Origin of the sequence: Duganella sp. SG902 (assembly GCF_013376005.1) — a bacterium.
Classification (GTDB): Bacteria; Pseudomonadota; Gammaproteobacteria; order Burkholderiales; family Burkholderiaceae_D; genus Rugamonas.
In genome coordinates, this window is sequence record NZ_JABMJK010000003.1 from 290,416 (window position 1) to 311,830 (window position 21,415).

Genomic DNA, 21,415 nt, shown 5'->3' on the forward strand with positions numbered 1-21,415 from the left:
TCCTATAAGCCCAAGTGCCCGCGCAGCGTGCTCCCTTCATACGACGTGCGGAACAAGCCGCGACGCTGCAACTCCGGAATCACCAGCGCCAGAAAATCATCCAAACCGCCCGGCAGCGCCGGGGCCATGAAATTGAAGCCATCCGCCGCGCCCTGCTCAAACCACTCCTGCATCTGATCCGCCACCTGCTCCGCCGTGCCTACCACCGTGAAGTGCCCACGGCCGCCGGCGATGCGCTCGTATAGCTGGCGTATCGTCAAATTCTCGCCCTGCGCCAGATCGGTCAGCAACTGCTGGCGGCTGCGCTGGCCGTCCTGCGTGGGCGGCAGCTCCGGCAGCGGGCCGTCCAGCGGATAGGCCGACAAATCGAAGTTGCCGATCATGCGGCCCAACAAAGCCAGACCAGCCTTCGGCTCGATCAGCGCCTGCAACTGCGCGAACTTCTCGTCCGCCTCCGCCTTCGTGCGGCCTACCACCGCGAACAAGCCAGGCATCACCTTCACCGAATCCGGCTTGCGGCCCTTCTCCACCACGCGCCGCTTGATGTCGCTGTAGAAGGCCTGCGCCTTGGCCAGCGTGGGCTGCGCGGTGAACACCACCTCCGCCGTTCCCGCCGCCAGATCGCGCCCCGTCTCAGAACCGCCGGCCTGCACCACCACCGGTCGCCCCTGCGGGCTGGGCGCCACGTTCAGCGGCCCGGCGACAGCGAAATGCTCGCCGCGATGATTCAGCTTGCGCAGCTTGGCCGGGTCGTATGGCAGCGCGCCGGTCTTGTCGCCATTCAGCGCGTCGGCGTCCCAACTATCCCACAATCCTGTGACAACCTGATGAAATTCACGCGCCCGCGCATAGCGGTCCGCGTGCGCCACATGCTGCTCGCGGCCGAAGTTGGCCGCTTCCGCCGCGTTATCGGAGGTGACCAGATTCCACCCTGCCCGTCCATCCGACAGCAAATCCAGCGAGGCAAACTGGCGCGCCACCGTGTACGGCTCGTTGTAGGTGGTGGTGGCGGTGCCGATCAAGCCGATATGCTCGGTCGATGCGGCCAGCGCCGACAGCAGGGTCAGGGGCTCCAGCGACGGCGCACCAGTCAGCGCCACGCTATCGGCAAAGAACACCGCATCCAGACAGGCCTTCTCCGCGCTACGTACCTGATCGCGAAACACCTTGAAAGGATTCGATAACAGGTCCGTCTCCGGATGCCGCCACGCCGCGACGTGGTGGCCATAGCGCATCATGAACGCGGCGATACTCAACTTCCTGGACATCAGAACTCCTTGCGCGCGGTGATACCGAAGTAGCGCTCATCATCACGCGGTACGGCGCGGGTGACATAGCCGGTCGAGGTGACCAGGTTGGTGGCATACGATTTGTTCGCCAGGTTCTTGCCTACCAGCGCCACGCGCCAGCCGCCGACGGGCGAGGACAGCGCAATGCCGGCGTTCACGACGCCATACGCGCCCTGGATCGCGTCGGCCGACTGGAACAGATCGTACTGCGTCTTTGCCTGCCAGCTGTAGTCGGCCGACAGATCGACGACCAGGCCATTCTCCAGCGGCAGCGCGTAGTTGGCGCGGGTAAAGGATTTCCACTTTGGCGAGAACGGCAGCGGCTTGCCATTCAGGTTGCACGACGCGGCGGCGGCCGGCGGGCAATTGAAGTTGTCGATGGTGGCGTCGGTGTAGGCCAGCGAGGCGCTCAGGGTCAGCGCGCGGGTTGGACGCGCGTTGATGTCCAGTTCCACGCCCTTGGTCGAAACATCGCCGGCGTTGATCAGTCGCGTCACCACGGCGCCGGCCACGGTGTCGTAGAAGTTGGCCTGGTAGTTCGCATACTTGGTGTTGAACACGGCCATGTTGGCGGTCAGCTTGCGGTCGAAGGCACTGGCTTTCAGGCCCAGTTCAAACGAATCCGACGTTTCCGGCTTCAGCGCCAGCGTGTCGCGATTCAGCATGTTGAAGAACACATTGTAAGCCGGCCCCTTGTAGCCGCGCGAATAGGTGGCATAGGTGTTCACGTCACGCGAGATATCGTACTGCAGGCCGACGCGGCCCGAGTAACCATCCTCATTGATGGAACCGGCATTCTGTACGGCCGGCTGCACGCCAGGGAAGGCCACGGTCTGGGTCGAAACGCGCTTGTGGTCATAGGACAGTTCATCCTTGGTCCAGCGCGCGCCCGCGATGGCGCGCCACACTGGCGAGAAGTTCAGCGTGCTCTCGCCAAACAGCGAGTAGCTGTCGCTCTTGACACCATAATCCGCGCGGCCGGAGTTGATGGCTGTGCCGTTGTTGACGATGCGCTGATAGGTCTCGCGGTCCTTGCCGTGCAGGTAGTAGGCGCCGACCACGTATTCCGCAAAGTCGCCCTTGGGCGACGCCAGACGCAGCTCTTGCGACGCCTGGCTGAAGTCCACCGTGCCGATATCGCGCGTGGCCGGAAACGCCGCGGTGATGCGTGCCACTTCCGCCGCATTGCCGATGGCCGAGGTGCTGGTGTACTGGGTGTTGTCCCAATCGCGCACCGCCGTGATGGAGGTCAGCGTGTAGCCATTGAAGCGGTAATCGACTTGCGCCGACAGGCCCTTGTTCTTGTCGCGGATATCGGCAGGAATATCGGCATTCACCTGGCGGTTTTCCGGGCCCGCCACCACCGGAGCGATGCCGGCGTTGAACGGGGCTGACGTCGACTTGTAGGCGGTGAAGGTAGGCGAGGAATTCGAGCGCAGGTAGTCCGCGATCAGCGCGATGTCCAGATCCTTGGTCGGCGTGATGTCGACACGGGCGCGCACGCCTTTGCGGTCATAGCCATTCAGCTTGCCGCCGCCGGCGTGCACGTTATCGACATTGCCGTTGAAGTCCGCGTACAGCCCGGTGACCGACGCCGCCACCACGCCCGGCTGGATGGCGCCAGACACGCCGGCGCGCACTCGTTTCTCATTGCCTTCGTAGTAGGCGGCATCGACAAAGCCGGTGGTCTCTTGCGACGATTTGCGGCCAATCACATTTAGCACGCCCGAGGAAGCGTTCTTGCCGAACAGCGTGCCTTGCGGGCCGCGCAGGATTTCAATGTGCTCGATATCCAGCAGGTCCAGCGTGGCCTGGCCCGGACGCGCGTACACCACGCCATCGATCACGGTCGACACAGTCGGCTCCACGCCGGGTGAGGTGGAGATGGTACCGATACCACGAACGAAGATGGTCGAATCCTTGTTGCCGCCCTGCTGGCGGAACGTCACGCTCGGCACCTCCTGCACGATGGTGTCGATGCTGGTGCGGTTGGCGTTGGTCAGCGCTTCCCCATCGAGCACCGATACCGCCACCGGCACCGATTGCAGCGACGCGCTGCGGCGCGTGGCGCTGACCGTCACGCTGGGCACGGAGGCGCTGTCATCACGGTCCTTGATGGGCGTCGCCTCGCCTTCCGCGTAGGCGGTATTCACCAGCAGTGCGCCGATGGTCAGCGCGCCCAAAAAATTCGTTTTGCTCTTCATTCCTGATCCCTTGATTTGAAAGCGCTCCTTGCGCCATATGCGGAAAACCTGCTTTCTTCATCGAAGAACCAGCTTAGTGCTCGGCAGGTCGTTCGCTAAAATAAAGTGGTACCGGTACCCTTTTTTTAGTGTCGCGGCGGGCCGGATTGAAGTCAAAGAATTAAAAAAATCATCGATATGTTTTTTCGGAATATGCAGCCATGAGCGAACCAACAGCACCACGCAAGCGCCGGGGATCTGGCCGTGCCACTGTCCACGACGTGGCGCGGCTGGCCGGCGTCGGCTCGATTACCGTTTCGCGCTATTTCACCGAGCCGGGCAGGGTCGCGGCCGAGCGCAGCGCGCGCATCGCGGCGGCGGTGAAGGAGTTGGGCTACGTGCCCAACCTGGCGGCCAGCGGCCTGGCCTCGGCGCATGGGCGCGTGGTCGGCATGGTGATACCGAACATCTCCGGCCCTATCTTCGCCAACACCATCCAGACCTTCAGCGACACGCTGAACCGCCATGGCTACCAGCTGCTGCTGGCGTCCAGCTACTTCTCGGCGGCCAAGGAAGAGAACGCGGTACGCGCCTTCCTCGGCTGGAAGCCGGCGGCGCTGGCGGTGGTGGGCCGCTTTCACAACCGCGCCACCGAGAAGCTGCTGTCCAGCGCCGGCATACCGGTGGTGGAGACCTGGGACTACCAGCCCAGGCGCAAGCCGATACAGGTGGGCTATTCCAACAACGCGGTGGGCGAGCAGGCGGCGCGCTACTTGTACGGCAAGGGCTATCGCCGCATCGCCTTCGTGCAGAACAGCCTTGCGGGGGACTTGAGCGCGGTCGATCGCAGCGATGGCTACGCGGCGGTGATGCGCGAGCACGGCCTGGAGCCGATCATCTACGCGCCAACGGCGGAGGCGCCGTTCGACGCCGGCAAACAGGCGATTGAAGCGCTGGCCTTGTCGCCCGCGCGCCGCGCGCGTCCGGTCGAGGCGATCATCTTCGCCAATGACAATCTGGCGGCGGGCGCGTTGCTGGCGGGGCAGCGCGCGGGATTGAGGATACCGCGGCAATGCGCCATCGTCGGCTTCGGCGACTACGCCTTTTCGCCGCTGCTGCTGCCCAGCCTGACCACGATCCGCCCGCCGGGACGCGAGATCGGCGAGATCGCCGCGCTGCGCATACTTGAACAACTGGGCGTGCTGCCCGCATCTGCGCAAGATTCGCGATTGAACCTGCTGGCCTGTGAATTGATAGAGCGCGAGAGCGCATGAGGAAAATGATGAAGAAATGGATTTGCTTGTTGCTGGCTGTGCCGCTGCTGTCGTCGGCAGCCGAGATACGCATCGGTTTTCAAAAGGGTTCGGGCTTGCTCAGCATGATGAAGACGCAAGGCGTGACATTACCCGGCCATCAACTCAAGTGGATTGAATTCCCTGCTGGGCCGCAGATGCTGGAAGCGCTCAACGCGGGCAGCATCGATTTCGGCAGCACGGGTGCCCCACCGCCGATCTTCGCGCAGGCGGGCGGCGTGGATTTGTTGTACGTGGGCGCGGAGCCGGCGCCGGTCAACAGCGAGGCGCTGTTCGTGCCCAAGGACTCTCCGATCCACACGGTGGCGGATTTGAAGGGCAAGCGGGTGGCTTTTCAAAAAGGCTCAGGCTCGCACTTTCTGCTGGCTTCCGCCTTGCAGAAAGCGGGGCTGAAGTTCAGTGACATCACGCCGATTTATCTGTCGCCATCGGACGCGCGGGCGGCGTTTGTCAGCAAGGGGATTGATGCTTGGGTGGTGTGGGACCCCTACTTCGCGTCGGCGCAGAAAGCCTATCAGGTGCGCGTGTTGAGCGACTACACTGGGCTGCCGCTGGCGAACGGGTTCTATCTCACCTCGCGCAAGTTCGCTGAGCAATCGCCGCAGCTGGTGTCGGCCTTGCTGGAACAAGTGCGCGCGACCGGCAAGTGGGCTGGCGAGCATCAGAAGGAAGTCAGCACCTTGTTGGCGCAGCAAACCGGCGTCCCGGCCGACATCGTGGCGACATGGATGCAGCGCTCGCGCTTCGGCGCCACGCCGGTGACACCCGACATCGTCGCCAACCAGCAGCGCGTGGCCGATCTGTTCTACCAGCAGAAGCTGATTCCCAAAGCCGTCAGCATCGCCAGCCGCGTGTGGGCCTGGCAGCCGAAGTGAAGCACGTTTGACGCATCGTAAGCCCTCGCTGGTTGAGCCACCTACGCTGGCAGCTCAACCAGCGAGGCCATCATGTCGACCATCTACCTCGAAACCTCCATCATCTGTCACCTGACAGACCCGCCCAGTCCCAACCCCATCACCCGCGCCTGCCAGCAACTAACGCAGTTGTGGTGGCACACACGCTGCGATCCAGCACACACGTTCATCTCGGACTTCGTACAAGAAGAAATTGAAGCTGGCGATCCATTACGCGCAATGTCGCGAATGGCATCCGTTCGACATTTTGTTTCACTCCAGAAGCACAAAAAAATTAAAAGTATCGAGGAACTCCTGATCGGCGGCGGAGGTCTAAGTGCAAAGGAATGGAGAACAGCTATGAAGCTCTGTGGAGTAGAGATCCCCTCTGACATCGAAATACCTGAAATTGACCCCGAGAGCAAGGCGGAGTCGGACGAGTTGCGCGTATCAAACATCCACAAATACGAAGAGATGGAAAAAAACGAGAAGGATCCGCGCTTTGCCTGGTTTTATGCAAACGTGAAACGGATTCCGCTTCCACCTGATGCCGACGAGCCACTGAAATTCAACGTCGAAAAGCTGCGTCTTTTATCGCCGTCGGTACGGGCCCGCATTTTGTATGTGATGCGGGATCAGGTGACGGATTAGTGCTTGCAGCCGCTGCCGCAGCCTCCGCCGCCGTGCTGATGCGTGGACGGACCGGTCAGCGAAACGCCTGGTTCGCGGCCGCTGTCGCCTTCAAAGCCGGAGGCGTGCAGGCGGCCCATGTAGGTCGCCCACAGCGCATCTTTCTGGCTGCCTAGCTTGTACAGGTACTCCCACGTGAAGATGCCGGTGTTGTGGCCATCGCTGAAGGTCGGCTGCACCGCATAATTACCCACCGGCTCGATGCCGGCGATGCCCACTTCGCGCTTGCCCACCTGCAGCACTTCCTGCCCCGGACCATGCCCCATCACCTCCGCCGACGGCGAATACACGCGCAGCAGTTCAAACGGAATCGAGAACGACGCACCGTCGTTGAACTCAATATCCAGCACGCGGGATTTGTTGTGGACCGTCAGGCCGGTAGGGACAGGCTTACTCATAATGCTTTCACTTTCTCGACGATGGCTGCGTGCAGCGCCGGCAGCAGCGCGCGGCGCGCCGCCAGCACTTCCGCCGACGAGGCTCGCTGCGCCACAGCCCAGGTCGGGTTGGGGAAATGCGCATCGTCGCGGTAACGCGGGATAACGTGCCAGTGCACGTGCGGCGTCATATTACCAAAACTGGCCAGGTTCACTTTCTCCGGCGCCATCACCTCGCGCTGCGCGGACTCCACCGCCCACACCACGTCCATGATGCGCACGCGGTCCTCGGCCGGCAGATCGGTCATTTCCTTGACGTGGGCGTTCCACACCACGCGCGTGAAGCCCGGATACTCGGCCTCGTCCACGGCGACCACCGACAGGCGATCGTCGCCCCAGATCAAGGCTGCCCCCGGGGCAGCCAGCAAATTGCACAGATCGCAGGCCATGCTTACACCAGCACCCGTTCAATGCCGCCGTCGTTGGCGCGCTTCACATACTCCGGCATCCAGTTCTCGCCCAGCAGGTGCTTGGCGATCTCCACCACGATGTAGTCGGCGGTGGTGCCGGCATCTTCGCTGTAGCGCGACACGCCGCCCAGACAGGCCGGGCAGCTGGTCAGGATCTTCACCTCGCCGTCGAAGCCATCGGCGCGCAGCTTGTCGGCGCCCTTGATGACTTCCTCTTCCTTGCGGAAGCGCACCTGCGTCGAGATGTCCGGACGCGCCACCATCAGGGTGCCCGAATCGCCGCAGCAGCGGTCGTTCTTCTCGATCTTGACGTTGTCGTGGGTCGCGATCAGGCCGTTGACGGTCTTGGTCGCTTCCTGCAACTTCATCGGTGTGTGGCATGGCTCGTGGTACATATAGCGGGTGCCGGTCACGCCTTCCAGCTTGACGCCCTTCTCCAGCAGGTACTCGTGGATGTCCATGATGCGGCAGCCCGGGAAGATCTTCTCGAACTCATAGGTCGCCAGCTGGTCATAGCAGGTGCCGCACGAGACCAGCACGGTCTTGATGTCCAGATAGTTGAGCGTGTTGGCCATGCGGTGGAACAGCACGCGGTTATCGGTCATCATCTTGTCGGCCTTGTCGTACTGGCCCGAGCCGCGTTGCGGATAACCGCAGCACAGATAGCCCGGCGGCAGCACGGTCTGCACGCCCACTTCCCACAACATCGCCTGGGTCGCCAGACCGACCTGCGAGAACAGACGCTCCGAACCGCAGCCCGGGAAGTAGAACACCGCTTCCGTGTCGGCATTGGTGGTCTTAGGATTGCGGATGATTGGGATGACCTTGTCGTCCTCGATATCCAGCAGCGCGCGCGCCGTCTTCTTCGGCAGGTTGCCCGGCATCTTCTTGTTGATGAAGTGAATCACCTGCTCACGTACCGGCGGCTTGCCCACGGTTGGCGGCGGCGCCTTGGTCTGCTTCTTGGCGAATTTCTTCAGGATGTCGTTGCCCAGGCGCTGCGCCTTGTAGCCGAGACCGACCATCGCCGCGCGGGTGGCGTTGATGGTGGCCGGGTCGGTGGCGTTCAGATAGAACATGGCCGCCGCCTTGCCCGGATTGAAGGTCTTCTTGTCCATCTTGCGCAGCAGGTTGCGCATGTTCATCGACACGTCACCGAAGTCGATGTTGACCGGACAGGGCGTGACGCACTTGTGGCAGACCGTGCAGTGATCGGCCACGTCCTCGAATTCTTCCCAGTGCTTGATCGAGATGCCGCGGCGGGTTTGCTCTTCGTACAGGAAGGCTTCGATCAGCGACGAGGTCGCCAGGATCTTGTCGCGCGGCGAGTACAGCAGGTTGGCGCGCGGAACGTGCGTCGAGCACACCGGTTTGCACTTGCCGCAGCGCAGGCAGTCCTTGACGCTGTTGGCGATGGCGCCGATATCGCTCTGCTGCATTATCAGCGATTCGTGGCCCATCAGGCCGAACGACGGCGTGTAGGCGTTGCGCAGGTCGGCTTCCATGCCGTCCAGATTCAGCAGCTTGCCCTTGTTGAAGCGGCCTTCCGGGTCGACCCGCATCTTGTAGTCGCGGAACGGACCGATCTCGTCTTCCTGCAGGAATTCCAGCTTGGTGATGCCGATGCCATGCTCGCCCGAGATCACGCCGTTCAGCGAACGGGCCAGGGTCATGATGCGCGCCACGGCCTGGTGCGCCAGTTGCAGCATCTCGTAGTGATCCGAGTTGACCGGCAGGTTGGTGTGGACGTTGCCGTCGCCGGCGTGCATGTGCAGCGCCACGAACACGCGGCCGCGCAGCACGCGCTTGTGGATCGCGGTGCATTCGTCCAGGATCAGCTTGTAGGCGGCGCCGTTGAAGATCTGGCGCAGCTGGGCGCGGATTTCCTGCTTCCACGTCACGCGGATGGTGCGGTCCTGGACCACGTCGAACAGGGTGGAGTCCGGCTGGGTCTTCAGGCGCTCCTCGAACACCGGCAGCAGGCGCTCCAGGCCGTGCGCGGCCAGCTCGCCGGTGATGGCGGCCAGCGGCTTGTCCAGCTCGGCCAGCAGATAGCTCCAGCGCGCGTGCACCTGCGACAGCAGCGCTTGCGCCTGCTGGGCGCGGTCGCCCAGCATTTCGGCGTCGCCCACGCTGTCGTCGGCGTCGTCGCTCTTGCCGATCGGCAGATTGCCGGCGGCGAAGAAGTCCTGCAGCTCGTCCACCAGCTGCAGCTTGTTCTTGATCGACAGCTCGATGTTGATGCGCTCGATGCCATCGGTGTACTCGCCCATGCGGTTGAGCGGGATCACCACGTCCTCGTTGATCTTGAAGGCGTTGGTGTGCTTGGCGATGGCGGCGGTGCGGGCGCGGTCCAGCCAGAACTTCTTGCGCGTTTCCGGGGTGACGGCGACGAAGCCCTCGCCCACGCGGGTGTTGGCCAGGCGCACCACTTCCGAGGCGGCCAGCGCCACGGCGTTTTCATCGTCGCCGACGATGTCGCCGAACAGCGCCATCTTAGGCAGCACGCCGCGTTTCGACTTGGTGGCGTAGCCGACCGCGCGCAGGTAGCGCTCGTCCAGGTGCTCCAGGCCGGCCAGCCGCAGGGTCGCGAACTCGGCGCCCTTGGCCGGCAGGCCGTCCAGGTAATCCTTGATTTCCACGATCGAAGGAATCGCATCGCGCGCCTGGCCGAAGAACTCCAGGCAGACGGTGCGGGTGAACTTCGGCATCTTGTGCAGAATCCAGCGCGCCGAGGTGATCAGGCCGTCGGTACCCTCCTTCTGGATGCCCGGCAGGCCGGCCAGGAATTTGTCGGTCACGTCCTTGCCCAGGCCTTCCTTGCGGAACACGCGGCCGGCGATTTCCAGGATCTCGGTCTTGAACGGCGCGCCCTTGGCCTCGCCCTTCGCGGTCGGATGGGTCCACTCCAGCTTGAAGCGGGCCAGCGGGGTGTCGTGAATCTTCGACAGGTTGTGGTCGAGGCGGGTGACCTCCAGCCAGTCGCCGTTCGGGTCGACCATGCGCCACGAGGCCAGGTTGTCCAGCGCCGTGCCCCACAGCACGGCCTTCTTGCCACCCGCGTTCATGGCGATGTTGCCGCCGATGCAGGACGCGTGGGCCGAGGTCGGGTCGACCGCGAACACGAAGCCGGCCTTCTCGGCGGCCTCCGAAACCTTGTTGGTGATGACGCCGGCGCCGGTGTAGATGGTGGCGTATTCCTTGTCCAGACCCGGCAGCACCTTCATCTCCACCGCGCCCATGTTGAGCAGCTTCTCGGTGTTGATCACGGCCGACATCGGCGTCAGCGGAATCGCGCCGCCGGTGTAGCCGGTGCCGCCGCCGCGCGGGATGATGGTCAGACCGAGTTCGATGCAGCCCTTGACCAGGCCGGCCATTTCCTCTTCGCTGTCCGGCGTCAGCACCACGAACGGATACTCGACGCGCCAGTCGGTGGCGTCGGTCACGTGGGTGATGCGTTTCATGCCGTCGAAGCAGATGTTGTGCTTGTCGGTGTAGCGGCCCAGCACCTTGTAGGTGCGCTTGCGCAGGTCGTAGACTTGCTTGAACTCCTCGCCGAAGTCGGCCACCGCCTTGCCGGCCGCCTGCAGCAGCTTCGCCACGTTGGCGCTGCGCTGGCGGGCCGCCTCATCCTTCTCGGCCTCGTCAACGTTGAGGCGGCGCTTGTCCACCTCGGCCAGACGGTGATGCAACGCGTTGATCAGCTCCTGGCGGCGCTTGGGGTTATCCAGCAGGTCGTCCTGCAGGTACGGATTGCGGCGCACCGCCCAGATATCGCCCAGCACCTCGTACAGCATACGCGCCGAGCGGCCGGTCTGGCGCGCGCCGCGCAGGGCATCCAGCAATGACCACGACTCCTCACCCAGCAGACGAATCACGATCTCGCGATCGGAAAACGACGTGTAGTTGTAAGGAATTTCCCGCAGGCGCGTGGCCTCCGGACCGTGGGGCGTTTCCGCCAGTAGAGCTTGGATTTGTGCTGGGGCGTTCATTATGCGATTTGGACTGGTGACAGAACCCGGGAGGGTCATTCTAGCCTATTGCGGCGCACCACGCGGGAACAGCCTTAGACCGCCGAGGGATTCTTCCCCGTGCCGGAAACCGGCGAAAATTCGAAATATAGTGGCAGAACCGCAAGAATATGCCAATCATATCTGTAAAACTGAATTAAATTTACGCATACGCTTATGCGGCAATATGATAACTTGCACCAAATTAGCCCATCATTTGCCCGATCCGATGCCACACTCCGTCCGGCACGTACAACAGCAGCGCGGTCATGGTCAGGTAGCGCAGGAACTTGCCGACCGCCATATAGGCGATGCTGGGCCAGAAAGGCAGCCTGAGCCAGCCGCCCAGGGTGCACAGCGGATCGCCGATGCCGGGCAGCCAGGCCAGCAGCATGGTCTTGGCGCCATAGCGCTCCAGCCAATGGAACCAGCGGCTTTGACGTTCCTTGGCAAAACTTTGCTTGGCCTGCCAGCCGATGTAGTAATCGATGGCGCCGCCGATGGTGTTGCCGAGGGTGGCGACGAAGATGGCGCTCCAGAACAGGGCCGGATTGGCCTTGATGACGGCGAACACGGCCGGTTCCGAGCCGAGCGGCACCAGCGTGGCCGACACCAGGGCGATAATGAAGACCGAAGTCAGGCCTACCTTGGGCGCGGCGATCACGTGCAGCAGCCAGGTAATTGCGGATTCGATCATGGGTTTATTGGGCGCGGAGGAAAGGTGCCATTATAATGAGTCGCACACCGCACGATTGAACAGTCCGATTCCAGCCCACCCGCCAGAATCAGCGCCCCTGCTCCACCCGGTCACCCGCCGGATAGTTAGCATCGCAGATCCGGGGTCAGGTCCGCCATTTCTACACGGCCTCTGCTGTAGCGGGACGCTACAGCAGAGGCCGTGTAGAAATGGCGGACCTGACCCCGGAGTTAACGAATCACTTTGCTTGCACATCATGACTACCGACTATCTGAAGAAAGTACTGACCGCCCGCGTCTACGACGTGGCTGATGAAACCCCGCTGGAACTGGCGCCGACCCTGTCGCAGCGCTATGAGAACCGAATTTATTTCAAGCGCGAGGACATGCAGAGCGTGTTCAGCTTCAAGATTCGCGGCGCCTATAACAAGATGGCCCACTTGAGCGACGCGCAACGCAAGCGCGGCGTGATTTGCGCCTCGGCCGGCAACCACGCCCAGGGCGTGGCCCTGTCCGCCGCCCGCATGGGCTGCCGCGCGGTCATCGTCATGCCCACCACCACCCCGCAGGTGAAGGTCGATGCGGTCAAGGCGCGCGGCGGCGCCGATGTCGAGGTGGTGCTGCACGGCGAGTCCTACACCGACGCCTACAACCACGCGCTGACGCTGGAAAAAGAACAGAAGCTGACCTTCGTCCACCCGTTCGACGACCCGGACGTGATCGCCGGCCAGGGCACCATCGGCATGGAGATCCTGCGCCAGCATTCCGGCCCGATCCACGCCATCTTCGTGCCGATCGGCGGCGGCGGCCTGATCGCCGGCATCGCCGCCTACGTCAAGCAGATCCGCCCCGACATCAAGATCATCGGCGTGCAGTCGCTCGATTCCGACGCCATGGCGCGCAGCCTGAAGGCCGGCGAGCGCGTCACGCTGTCCGACGTCGGCCTGTTCGCCGATGGCACCGCCGTGCGCCTGGCCGGCGAGGAAACCTTCCGCCTGGCCCAACTGTACGTCGACGATGTGATCCTGGTCGACACCGACGCCGTCAGCGCCGCCATCAAGGATGTGTTCTCCGATACCCGCTCGATCCTGGAACCGTCCGGCGCGCTGTCGATCGCCGGCGCCAAGGCCTACGTCGAGCGCGCCGCGCTGACCAAGGACCCGATCCGCAACGAAACGCTGATCACCATCGCCAGCGGCGCCAATATGAACTTCGACCGCCTGCGCTTCGTGGCCGAGCGCGCCGAGCTGGGCGAGGCGCGCGAGGCGCTGTTCGCCGTCACCATGCCCGAGCAGCGCGGCAGCTTCAAGCGCTTCTGCCAGCTGGTCGGCGCGCGCAACGTCACCGAGTTCACCTACCGCATCTCGGACAAGGACGACGCCCACGTGTTCTGCGGCGTGCAGATCGCCGACCGCGGCGAGTCGGGCGCGCTGGCGCGCCGCTTCGAGGAGCATGGCTTCAAGACGCTGGACCTGACCCACGACGAGCTGGCCAAGACGCACTTGCGCCACCTGGTCGGCGGCAAGAGCCCGCTGGCCAGCAACGAGCTGCTGTACCGCTTCGAGTTCCCCGAGCGTCCGGGCGCGCTGATGCGCTTCCTCGATTCGATGGCGCCGAACTGGAATATCTCGCTGTGCCACTACCGCAGCCAGGGCGGCGACGTCGGCCGCATCGTGATCGGCCTGCAGGTGCCGCCGGAGGAGATGAGCGACTTCGCGCAATTCCTCGCCACGCTGGGCTACCGCTACTGGGATGAGAGCCTCAATCCCGTCTACCAACTGTTCCTGGGCTGATCCAGGCGGGACGGCATGGTTTGCGTTACCATGCCGTCCTCGATTGAAACGCCGATACCGCCATGACCAACACCGCCGACCAGTCCCCACTCGGGAAAACCTCCGCCTACCGCACCGATTACGCGCCGGAACTGCTGTTCCCGATCCCGCGCCAGGGCAAGCGCGACGAGCTGGGCTTGTCGGGCACGCTGCCGTTCTTCGGCGTCGACATCTGGAACGCCTACGAAATCTCCTGGCTCAACCAGCGCGGCAAGCCGCAGGTGGCCATCGCGCGCGTCACCTTCCCGGCCGACACGCCCAACATCATTGAATCGAAGTCCTTCAAGCTGTATCTGAATTCCTTCAACCAGACCAGGCTGGACAGCGTGGCCGCGCTCAAGCTGCTGCTGCAGCAGGACCTGTCGGCGGCCGCCGGCGGCAACGTCCACGTCACCCTGACCCAGCCGGAGGAATTCGGCATGGTGGAGATGGGCGAGCTGGACGGCCTGCTGCTGGACCGCCTCGACATCGAGGTCGACAACTACAGCCCGGCGCCCGGGATCCTGAAGGCCACCCACGACGAGGAGCCGGTGGAGGAGAAACTGGTCTCGCACCTGCTGAAGTCGAACTGCCTGGTCACCGGTCAGCCGGACTGGGCCAGCGTGCAAATCCATTACAGCGGACCGCAGATCGACCAGGAAAGCCTGCTCAAATACCTGATCGGTTTCCGCGAGCACAACGAATTCCACGAGCAGTGCGTGGAGCGCATCTTCGTCGACATCCTGCGCCAGTGCCAGCCGCAGCAGCTGGCCGTGTACGCGCGCTACACCCGCCGGGGCGGGCTGGACATCAATCCCTGGCGCAGCAATTTCAGCACGGCACAGAAACCGCCCAACCTGCGTGGCGCACGTCAATAAACGTGTTTATTTTTTCAATCAAACATCAAAAAACCGGCGTATGATGGGTGATCGGCGTGCGGTTCACGCCCTGCGGCCATCGCGGCCGAAAAACGCGTAAAAAAACGGAAAAACGGCCCGGTCCCCAAGCAAATACCGGTGTTTTCGACGAATACGGTGCGGAAATAGCGATTCCTTTCCGGAGTGCATTTTTAGCGGCGCACCGCCCAACGCCAATACAACGGTGGCATCGCGATTTCATGTTACACGGCAGAGAAACAAGCCTATAATTCTGCTCGCATGCCACCCTTGTGCGTTGCAACATTTGACGTCGTACTATGAACAACCTTAGCAAAATACTCTCTCTGGAAAACGTGCAACTGGACCTGGAAGTCTCCAGCAAGAAGCGCGCTTTCGAGCAAGCCGGCCTGATCTTCGAAAACAATTGCGGCATCGCCCGCTCCACCGTCTCGGACAATCTGTTCGCGCGCGAGCGCCTCGGTTCGACCGGCCTGGGCCATGGCGTCGCCGTGCCGCACGGCCGCATCAAGGGCATGAAGAGCCTGAAGTCGCCGCTGGCGGCGTTCGTGCGCCTGGCCGAGCCGATCCCGTTCGAGTCGCCGGACGGCAAGCCGGTCAACCTGCTGTTCTTCCTGCTGATCCCGGACCACGTGACCCAGCAGCACCTGGAGATCCTGTCCGAGATCGCCGAGATGTTCTCCGACGACGCCTTCCGCACCGCGCTGAGCACGGAAACCGATCCGCAAGCGGTGCACTCGCGCATCATCAACTGGCAACCCAGCCTGCAAGCCGCTGGCTGAGCGGCAACGATGGGGTTAAACTAGGGTTAGTTCAACTAACCTGGTGACACGCCCCATGCTGCAAACTCCGCTGACGATACAAAGGCTTTACGACGACAATCGCGAAAGTTTGCAGCTAGGCTGGTTCGCCGGCTTCCCCGGCGGCGAGCGCCTGATCTCCGGCGACGTCGCCTCGGCCGCCGACCAGGTCGGCCACCTGAACACCATCCACCCGGGCCGCATCCAGGTCTTCGGCCACCAGGAAATCAATTACTACCAGCGCCTCAAGTCGCTGACGCGCGCCCACGTCATCGGCGAGCTGATCGCCGGCGGCCCGCCGGCGCTGATCATCGCCCAAGGCCTGGAAACGCCGCCCGACATTCTCGCCATCTGCGACGAGAAGAACATCCCGCTGTTCTCGACCCCGCTGCCGGCGGCGCAGGTGATCGACTTCCTGCGCGTGTACCTGTCCAAGAAGCTGGCGCAGCGCATCATCATGCACGGCGTGTTCATGGACGTGCTGGGCGTGGGCGTGCTGATCACCGGCGACTCCGGCCTCGGCAAGAGCGAGCTGGGCCTGGAGCTGATTTCGCGCTCGCACGGTCTGGTGGCCGATGACGCGGTGGAGTTTTCGCGCATCGCGCCGAACATGATCGAGGGCCGCTGCCCGGCGCTGCTGCAAAACCTGCTGGAGGTGCGCGGGCTGGGGCTGCTGGACATCAAGGCCATCTTTGGCGAGACGGCGGTGCGCCGCAAGATGCGCCTGAAGCTGATCGTGCACCTGGTGCGGCGCGGCGCCGCCGACGAGGAGGTCGAGCGCCTGCCGTTCCAGTTCCCGACCGAGGACGTGCTGGGCCTGCCGATCCGCAAGGTGGTGATCCCGGTGGCGGCCGGCCGCAACATCGCGGTGCTGCTGGAAGCCGCCGTGCGCAACACCATCCTGCAACTGCGCGGCATCGACACCCTGCAGGAATTCATGGAAAGGCAAAGACAAGCCATGAGCGGGGACTAAGCAGTCGATGGTATCATCGCGGCTATGCGCATCGTACTTATCACTGGCATCTCCGGTTCCGGCAAATCCGTCGCACTCAACGTCCTGGAAGACACGGGGCACTATTGCGTCGACAACCTGCCGCCCGCGCTGCTTTCCAGCCTGGTCCAGACCTTGACGGAGGAAGGCCTGCAGGCGCTGGCGGTGGCGGTCGACGCCCGCAGCGCCGAGTCGCTGGCCTCGCTGCCGGCCGACGTCCACCGCCTGCGCGCCGAGGGCCACGATGTGAAGGTGATGTTCCTCACCGCGAACACCCACTCGCTGGTGGCGCGCTTCTCGGAAACCCGCCGCAGCCACCCGCTGTCGCACGAGCTGCGCCCGGGCCAGAACCCGGCCGCGCGCCGCACCCTGATCGAATGCATCATGGAGGAACGTGAGCGGCTGTCGGCGATCGAGAAGCTGGGCCACGTGATCGACACCTCCGAGCTCAGCGCCAACAAGCTGCGCGGCTGGGTCAAGGACTTGGTGGTGACCGCGCACTCGCCGCTGACCCTGTTCTTCGAATCGTTCGCCTTCAAGCTGGGCGTGCCGATGGACGCCGACTTCGTGTTCGACGTGCGCGCGCTGCCGAACCCCTATTACGACCTGACCCTGCGCCCGCTGACCGGGCGCGACGCGCCGGTGATCGACTTCCTCGACGCCCAGCCGAGCGCCGGCGAGATGCTGAACGACATCCGCGCCTTCGTGGAAAAATGGCTGCCCTCGTTCAAGAGCGACAACCGCAGCTACCTGACGGTGGCGCTGGGTTGCACCGGCGGCCAGCACCGCTCGGTCTACATGGCGGAAAAGCTCGCGGCTTACTTCAACACCACCGAGCGCGTGGTCCTGCGCCACCGCGAACAGTCCTAAGCCCCCGTAGGAAAGTCCCTACAACAACTCAAGTTTTTCCCTACGGAAAAATAAGAAGTGGTCTATGGGCAACTTCCCGCCATTCCGCCATCATCGTCTTCCCCCGTTCTTTTTTTGACGATGACATGGACCCAGATTTCGATGCGCGCCGGCCGGCCTGGCGGCGCCCGGCGCTGTATGCCGCGCTGCTGGCCTGGGCCCTGGCCGGCACGGCGGTGCTGGCGGCCGGCTGGCCGCCGGCCGCGCGCCTGGCCGGTCTGGCGCTGGCGGCCGCCGGCGGCTACGCCCTGGCCGGCCTGCGGCGCCCGGCCGCCGCGCCGGCCGGGCGCGGCGACGGCGTGCCGGGCCTGACGCAGCTGTGCGCCGGCGTGCTGCCGGCCTGGTCGGCGCAGGTGCGCCTGGCCAGCGACCAGACCGAGCACGCCATCACCGCGCTGGCCCAGCGTTTCGTCGAGATCCACCGCCGCGTCGGCGAGGCCGTGTCCGACGGCCAGGGCGGCGGCGACGGCGCCCTGCTCGAGCTGCTCGAGCGCTGCCGCCAGGAGCTGGGCGCGATCACCGGCGCGCTGCGCGACGCCCTGTCCGCCAAGAGCGCGCTGCTGGAGCAGGTGGGCGGACTGGCCGGTTTCACCGGCGAGCTGCGCGAGCTCGCGCACAGCGTCGGCGAGCTCGCCCGCAAGACCAACCTGGTGGCCCTGAACGCGGCCATCGAGGCGGCCCGCGCCGGCGAGGCCGGGCGCGGCTTCGCCGTGGTGGCGCGCGAGGTGCGCGAGCTGTCGCTGCTCTCGGGCACGGCCGGCAAGCAGATCGCCGACACCATCGAGGTCATCAACCGCGCCGTGACCGGCACGCTGGACGCGTCGCGGCTGTACGCGCAGCAGGACCAGCAGTCGCTGGCCAACGCCACCGCCACCATCGAACGCGTGGTGGGCGATTTCCGCGGCGCCAGCGCCACCCTGGCGGCGGCCGCGCAGCACATGCGCGCGCACAGCGCGGCGGTCGGCCAGGAGCTGGAACAGGTGCTGGTGGCGCTGCAGTTCCAGGACCGGGTCAGCCAGATCCTGGGCCAGGTGCGGGCCGACATGGACAAGCTCGAGCGCCATCTGGCGCCGGACGCGCCGCCCGGCCCGCTCGACCCGCGGCGCTGGCTCGACGACCTGGCCGCCAGCTACACGGCGCCCGAACAGCACCTGCGGCTGGCGCGCGCCGCCGCGCCGGCGGCGGGCGGCGCCGACGCCGTCACCTTCTTTTAACCCGAGGATTTTCCGTGCCCAAGAACATACTAGTCATCGACGATTCCGCCTCGCTGCGGCAGGTGCTGTCCATCACGCTCAAGGGCGCCGGCTACAACGTGGTCCAGGCCTGCGACGGCGAGGACGCGCTGGCCAAGCTTGACGGCACCAAGTTCCACCTGATCATCAGCGACGTCAACATGCCCAAGCTGGACGGCATCGCCTTCGTCAAGGCCGCCAAGCAGTTGCCGGCCTACCGCTTCACGCCCGTCGTCATGCTCACCACCGAGGCCGGCGACGCCAGGAAGGCGGCCGGCCAGGCCGCCGGCGCGCGCGCCTGGATCGTCAAGCCGTTCCAGCCGGACACCGTGCTGGCCGCCGTCGCCCGGCTGACCCTGCCCTAGCCGACCGCCGCCATGAGCCAGCCCACGCCCGGCGCCAGCGCCGTCACGCTCGCCGTTCCCGCCAGCGAGATCACCATCTTCACCGCCGCCCAGGACCGCGCCTGGTGGCTCGACGCCGCCCGCGCCGGCCCCGCCGTGGTGATCGACCTGGCGGCGGTCGAGCGGGTCGACAGCGCCGGCATGCAGCTGATGCTGGCCGCCAAGCGCCACGCGCGCGCGCTCGGCAACGAGCTGCGCTTCGTCCGGCACGGCGCGCGGCTGCGCGAGGTGCTGGCGCTGTGCGGGCTGACGCACGAGCTCGACGCCGCCCCCGGCCGCGAGGTGGCGCCATGATGCGCGAGGCCCTGCCCACCTTCATCGCCGAGGCCGGCGAACTGCTGGAGCAGATGGAAGGCGGCCTGCTGCACATCGAGCAGGATGGCGCCGACGCCGACGCCATCAACGCCCTGTTCCGCGCCGTGCACACGCTCAAGGGCTCGGCCGGCCTGTTCGGCCTGCACCACATCGTGGCCTGCGCGCACGTGGCCGAGAGCGTGCTGGACGAGGTGCGCGAGGCGCGCCTGGCGATCACCCCGGCGCTGGCCACGCTGCTGCTGTCGGTCAGCGACCACCTGGCGGCGCTGGTGGCGCTGGCCGCCGACGACGTCGCGCCGGACGCCGCGCTGGACGCCGCCGGCCAGGCGCTGGGCGCCGCGCTGCAAGCCTACCTGCCGGCCGCGGCCGAGACGGCGCCGCCCGCGGCCACGCCGCCGATGGCCGCCGCGCCGGCCGCCGCCCACGACGGCAGCCCCCACTGGCACCTGTCGCTGCGCTTCGGCGCCGAGGTGCTGCGCTACGGCATGGACCCGCTGTCCTTCCTGCACTACCTCGGCACGCTGGGCGAGATCGTCCACATCGTCGCCGTCAGCGGCGCGCTGCCGCCGCTGCCCGAGCTGGACCCCGAGCGCTGCCACCTCGGCTACGAGCTCGGCTTCCGCAGCGACGCCGACCCGGCCGCCATCGCCGGCGCCTTCGAGTTCGTCCGCGAGGACAGCCGCATCGAGCTGCTGCCGCCCGGCAGCGGCGCGGCCGACTTCGTGCGCCTGATCGAGCTGCGCGCGGCCGAGGAGCACGCGTGCATCGACCAGCTGCTGATCGCCTGCGGCAGCGTCACCCCGGCCGCGCTGGCGGCCGCGCTGGCGCCGCCCGCGCCAACCGCGGCAAACGCGGCAAACGCGGCAAACGCGGCGCCCGAGGCGCCCGCCGCCGTCCCGGCGGCCCCGGCCGCGCGCGCGGCGCGCGCCGCCGAGGCCAGCCTGATCCGCGTGGACGCCGGCAAGCTCGACCAGCTGATCGACCTCATCGGCGAACTGATCATCGCCAGCGCCGGCGCCAGCCTGGCCGCCCAGCAGGCCGGCGCGCCGGCGCTGCTCGAGTCCAGCACCCGGGTGGCGCGCCTGGTCGAGCAGGTGCGCGACTCCGCCCTGACGCTGCGCATGGTGGCGGTGGGCGCCACCTTCAACCGCTTCCAGCGCGTGGTGCGCGACGTCTCGGCCGAGCTGGGCAAGGACATCCGGCTCGAGATCAGCGGCGCCGACACCGAGCTCGACAAGACGGTGGTCGAGCGCATCGCCGACCCGCTGACCCACCTGGTGCGCAACGCCATGGACCACGGCATCGAGCCGGCCGCCGCGCGCCGCGCGGCCGGCAAGCCGGCGCACGGCACCGTGCGCCTGAACGCCTACCACGACGCCGGCAGCATCGTGATCGAGGTGGCCGACGACGGCGGCGGCCTCGACAAGCAACGCATCCTGGCCAAGGCGGCCGAGCGCGGCCTGGTCGAGGCCGGCGCCGCGCTGGCCGAGCGCGACATCTACAACCTGATCTTCGAGCCCGGCTTCTCCACCGCGGCGGCGGTCAGCAACCTGTCCGGGCGCGGGGTCGGCATGGACGTGGTCAAGCGCAACATCGCGGCGCTGCGCGGCGGCATCGAGCTGTCCAGCGTGGCCGGCCGCGGCACCACCGTCAGCATCCGCCTGCCGCTGACCCTGGCCATCATCGACGGCTTCCTGATCGGCGTCGGCCGCGCCACCTACGTGGTGCCGCTGGAGCTGGTGGAGGAATGCGTCGAGCTCGACGCCGGGCAGGCCGGCGCCGCCCACGGCCACCACTACCTCAACCTGCGCGGCGCGGTGCTGCCGTTCGTGCGCCTGCGCGAGCTGTTCGGCGGCGCCGGCGGCGCCGCGCGGCGCGAGAACGTGGTGGTGATCCGCCACGGCGGGCGCCGCGTGGGCCTGGTGGTGGACCGCCTGATGGGCGAGTTCCAGACCGTCATCAAGCCGCTCGGCAAGGTGTTCCGCCAGCTGCGCGGCATCGGCGGCTTCACCATCCTCGGCAACGGCGAGGTGGCGCTGATCCTCAACGTGCCCGAGCTGATCGGCCAGCTGGCGCGCCAGCACGAGGCCGCCGCATGAGCATACCCCCGCGCCGGCCGGTTTGACGGCAGGCAAC

18 protein-coding genes are annotated in these 21,415 nt (G+C 65.5%); 12 read left to right on the forward strand and 6 right to left on the reverse strand.

The window, feature by feature from the left end; translation table 11 throughout:
- Positions 1–2: 2 nt before the first annotated feature.
- A complete protein-coding gene (locus FHW83_RS07960) occupies positions 3–1,268 on the reverse strand; it encodes an LLM class flavin-dependent oxidoreductase (RefSeq protein WP_176645829.1) in 1,266 nt (421 codons plus the stop codon).
- Complete coding sequence (locus FHW83_RS07965; RefSeq protein ID WP_176645830.1) at positions 1,268–3,493, reverse strand: TonB-dependent receptor; 2,226 nt, start codon at positions 3,491–3,493, stop codon at positions 1,268–1,270. The genes FHW83_RS07960 and FHW83_RS07965 overlap by 1 nt, the downstream gene beginning before the upstream one ends.
- Before the next feature lie 200 nt (positions 3,494–3,693).
- Between FHW83_RS07965 and FHW83_RS07970 the strand changes: the two genes are divergently transcribed.
- The 3 genes from FHW83_RS07970 (at position 3,694) to FHW83_RS07980 (ending at position 6,329) form a co-directional block, all read left to right on the forward strand.
- The gene (locus FHW83_RS07970) at positions 3,694–4,746 is read left to right on the forward strand and encodes a LacI family DNA-binding transcriptional regulator (protein ID WP_176645831.1); all 1,053 of its coding nucleotides are present in this window, start codon (positions 3,694–3,696) and stop codon (positions 4,744–4,746) included.
- Between the two features lie 8 nt (positions 4,747–4,754).
- Entirely contained in the window at positions 4,755–5,660 is a 906-nt protein-coding gene (locus tag FHW83_RS07975) for a sulfonate ABC transporter substrate-binding protein (RefSeq protein ID WP_373997186.1), read from the forward strand.
- A 72-nt stretch (positions 5,661–5,732) separates the two neighbouring features.
- Entirely contained in the window at positions 5,733–6,329 is a 597-nt protein-coding gene (locus FHW83_RS07980; protein ID WP_176645833.1) for a hypothetical protein, read from the forward strand.
- Here FHW83_RS07980 and FHW83_RS07985 read toward each other — a convergent pair.
- The 4 genes from FHW83_RS07985 to FHW83_RS08000 all read right to left on the reverse strand — a co-directional run bounded on the left by FHW83_RS07985 (position 6,326) and on the right by FHW83_RS08000 (position 11,922).
- Positions 6,326–6,766, reverse strand: coding sequence for a gamma-butyrobetaine hydroxylase-like domain-containing protein (locus tag FHW83_RS07985; RefSeq protein WP_176645834.1), 441 nt, complete (start codon positions 6,764–6,766; stop codon positions 6,326–6,328). The two genes, FHW83_RS07980 and FHW83_RS07985, sit on opposite strands and share 4 nt — an antisense overlap.
- A complete protein-coding gene (locus tag FHW83_RS07990) occupies positions 6,763–7,194 on the reverse strand; it encodes an HIT family protein (protein WP_176645835.1) in 432 nt (143 codons plus the stop codon). The genes FHW83_RS07985 and FHW83_RS07990 overlap by 4 nt, the downstream gene beginning before the upstream one ends.
- A 2-nt stretch (positions 7,195–7,196) precedes the next feature.
- Positions 7,197–11,207: an FAD/FMN-binding oxidoreductase gene (locus FHW83_RS07995; RefSeq protein ID WP_176645836.1), complete on the reverse strand. Its 4,011-nt coding sequence runs from the start codon at positions 11,205–11,207 to the stop codon at positions 7,197–7,199.
- A 223-nt stretch (positions 11,208–11,430) separates the two neighbouring features.
- On the reverse strand, positions 11,431–11,922 hold the full coding sequence (locus FHW83_RS08000; protein WP_176645837.1) for a YqaA family protein: 492 nt from the start codon (positions 11,920–11,922) through the stop codon (positions 11,431–11,433).
- A 256-nt stretch (positions 11,923–12,178) separates the two neighbouring features.
- Here FHW83_RS08000 and ilvA point away from each other — a divergent pair, with 256 nt between their 5' ends.
- From ilvA to FHW83_RS08045, 9 genes are all read left to right on the forward strand, one after another.
- Positions 12,179–13,714, forward strand: a complete 1,536-nt coding sequence (gene ilvA, locus FHW83_RS08005) for a threonine ammonia-lyase, biosynthetic (protein WP_176645838.1) — start codon at positions 12,179–12,181, stop codon at positions 13,712–13,714.
- Between the two features lie 62 nt (positions 13,715–13,776).
- Entirely contained in the window at positions 13,777–14,610 is an 834-nt protein-coding gene (gene queF, locus FHW83_RS08010) for an NADPH-dependent 7-cyano-7-deazaguanine reductase QueF (protein WP_176645839.1), read from the forward strand.
- A 317-nt stretch (positions 14,611–14,927) separates the two neighbouring features.
- A complete protein-coding gene (locus tag FHW83_RS08015; RefSeq protein ID WP_176645840.1) occupies positions 14,928–15,410 on the forward strand; it encodes a PTS sugar transporter subunit IIA in 483 nt (160 codons plus the stop codon).
- Between the two features lie 55 nt (positions 15,411–15,465).
- Positions 15,466–16,401 (forward strand): HPr(Ser) kinase/phosphatase, encoded by a 936-nt coding sequence (gene hprK, locus FHW83_RS08020; protein WP_008444515.1) that lies wholly within the window; start codon positions 15,466–15,468, stop codon positions 16,399–16,401.
- A gap of 24 nt (positions 16,402–16,425) precedes the next feature.
- The gene (rapZ, locus tag FHW83_RS08025; RefSeq protein ID WP_176645841.1) at positions 16,426–17,289 is read left to right on the forward strand and encodes an RNase adapter RapZ; all 864 of its coding nucleotides are present in this window, start codon (positions 16,426–16,428) and stop codon (positions 17,287–17,289) included.
- A gap of 125 nt (positions 17,290–17,414) precedes the next feature.
- Positions 17,415–18,542: a methyl-accepting chemotaxis protein gene (locus FHW83_RS08030; RefSeq protein WP_176645842.1), complete on the forward strand. Its 1,128-nt coding sequence runs from the start codon at positions 17,415–17,417 to the stop codon at positions 18,540–18,542.
- Between the two features lie 14 nt (positions 18,543–18,556).
- Positions 18,557–18,925, forward strand: a complete 369-nt coding sequence (locus tag FHW83_RS08035) for a response regulator (protein ID WP_176645843.1) — start codon at positions 18,557–18,559, stop codon at positions 18,923–18,925.
- 12 nt (positions 18,926–18,937) lie between these two features.
- Positions 18,938–19,258 carry a lipid asymmetry maintenance protein MlaB gene (locus FHW83_RS08040; RefSeq protein ID WP_176645844.1) on the forward strand — a complete coding sequence of 107 codons (321 nt, stop codon included), beginning with the start codon at positions 18,938–18,940 and terminating at the stop codon, positions 19,256–19,258.
- On the forward strand, positions 19,255–21,378 hold the full coding sequence (locus FHW83_RS08045) for a chemotaxis protein CheA (protein WP_176645845.1): 2,124 nt from the start codon (positions 19,255–19,257) through the stop codon (positions 21,376–21,378). Before FHW83_RS08040 ends, FHW83_RS08045 begins: the two co-directional genes overlap by 4 nt.
- Positions 21,379–21,415 lie beyond the last annotated feature (37 nt).

Excerpts from the sequence above, each read along its gene's own strand:
- FHW83_RS07960 (WP_176645829.1), bottom strand. The coding sequence starts at position 1,268 with ATGTCCAGGAAGTTGAGTATCGCCGCGTTCATGATGCGCTATGGCCAC.
- FHW83_RS07965 (WP_176645830.1), bottom strand. The coding sequence starts at position 3,493 with ATGAAGAGCAAAACGAATTTTTTGGGCGCGCTGACCATCGGCGCACTG.
- FHW83_RS07970 (WP_176645831.1), top strand. The coding sequence starts at position 3,694 with ATGAGCGAACCAACAGCACCACGCAAGCGCCGGGGATCTGGCCGTGCC.
- FHW83_RS07975 (WP_373997186.1), top strand. The coding sequence starts at position 4,755 with ATGAAGAAATGGATTTGCTTGTTGCTGGCTGTGCCGCTGCTGTCGTCG.
- FHW83_RS07980 (WP_176645833.1), top strand. The coding sequence starts at position 5,733 with ATGTCGACCATCTACCTCGAAACCTCCATCATCTGTCACCTGACAGAC.
- FHW83_RS07985 (WP_176645834.1), bottom strand. The coding sequence starts at position 6,766 with ATGAGTAAGCCTGTCCCTACCGGCCTGACGGTCCACAACAAATCCCGC.
- FHW83_RS07990 (WP_176645835.1), bottom strand. The coding sequence starts at position 7,194 with ATGGCCTGCGATCTGTGCAATTTGCTGGCTGCCCCGGGGGCAGCCTTG.
- FHW83_RS07995 (WP_176645836.1), bottom strand. The coding sequence starts at position 11,207 with ATGAACGCCCCAGCACAAATCCAAGCTCTACTGGCGGAAACGCCCCAC.
- FHW83_RS08000 (WP_176645837.1), bottom strand. The coding sequence starts at position 11,922 with ATGATCGAATCCGCAATTACCTGGCTGCTGCACGTGATCGCCGCGCCC.
- ilvA (WP_176645838.1), top strand. The coding sequence starts at position 12,179 with ATGACTACCGACTATCTGAAGAAAGTACTGACCGCCCGCGTCTACGAC.
- queF (WP_176645839.1), top strand. The coding sequence starts at position 13,777 with ATGACCAACACCGCCGACCAGTCCCCACTCGGGAAAACCTCCGCCTAC.
- FHW83_RS08015 (WP_176645840.1), top strand. The coding sequence starts at position 14,928 with ATGAACAACCTTAGCAAAATACTCTCTCTGGAAAACGTGCAACTGGAC.
- hprK (WP_008444515.1), top strand. The coding sequence starts at position 15,466 with ATGCTGCAAACTCCGCTGACGATACAAAGGCTTTACGACGACAATCGC.
- rapZ (WP_176645841.1), top strand. The coding sequence starts at position 16,426 with ATGCGCATCGTACTTATCACTGGCATCTCCGGTTCCGGCAAATCCGTC.
- FHW83_RS08030 (WP_176645842.1), top strand. The coding sequence starts at position 17,415 with ATGGACCCAGATTTCGATGCGCGCCGGCCGGCCTGGCGGCGCCCGGCG.
- FHW83_RS08040 (WP_176645844.1), top strand. The coding sequence starts at position 18,938 with ATGAGCCAGCCCACGCCCGGCGCCAGCGCCGTCACGCTCGCCGTTCCC.
- FHW83_RS08045 (WP_176645845.1), top strand. The coding sequence starts at position 19,255 with ATGATGCGCGAGGCCCTGCCCACCTTCATCGCCGAGGCCGGCGAACTG.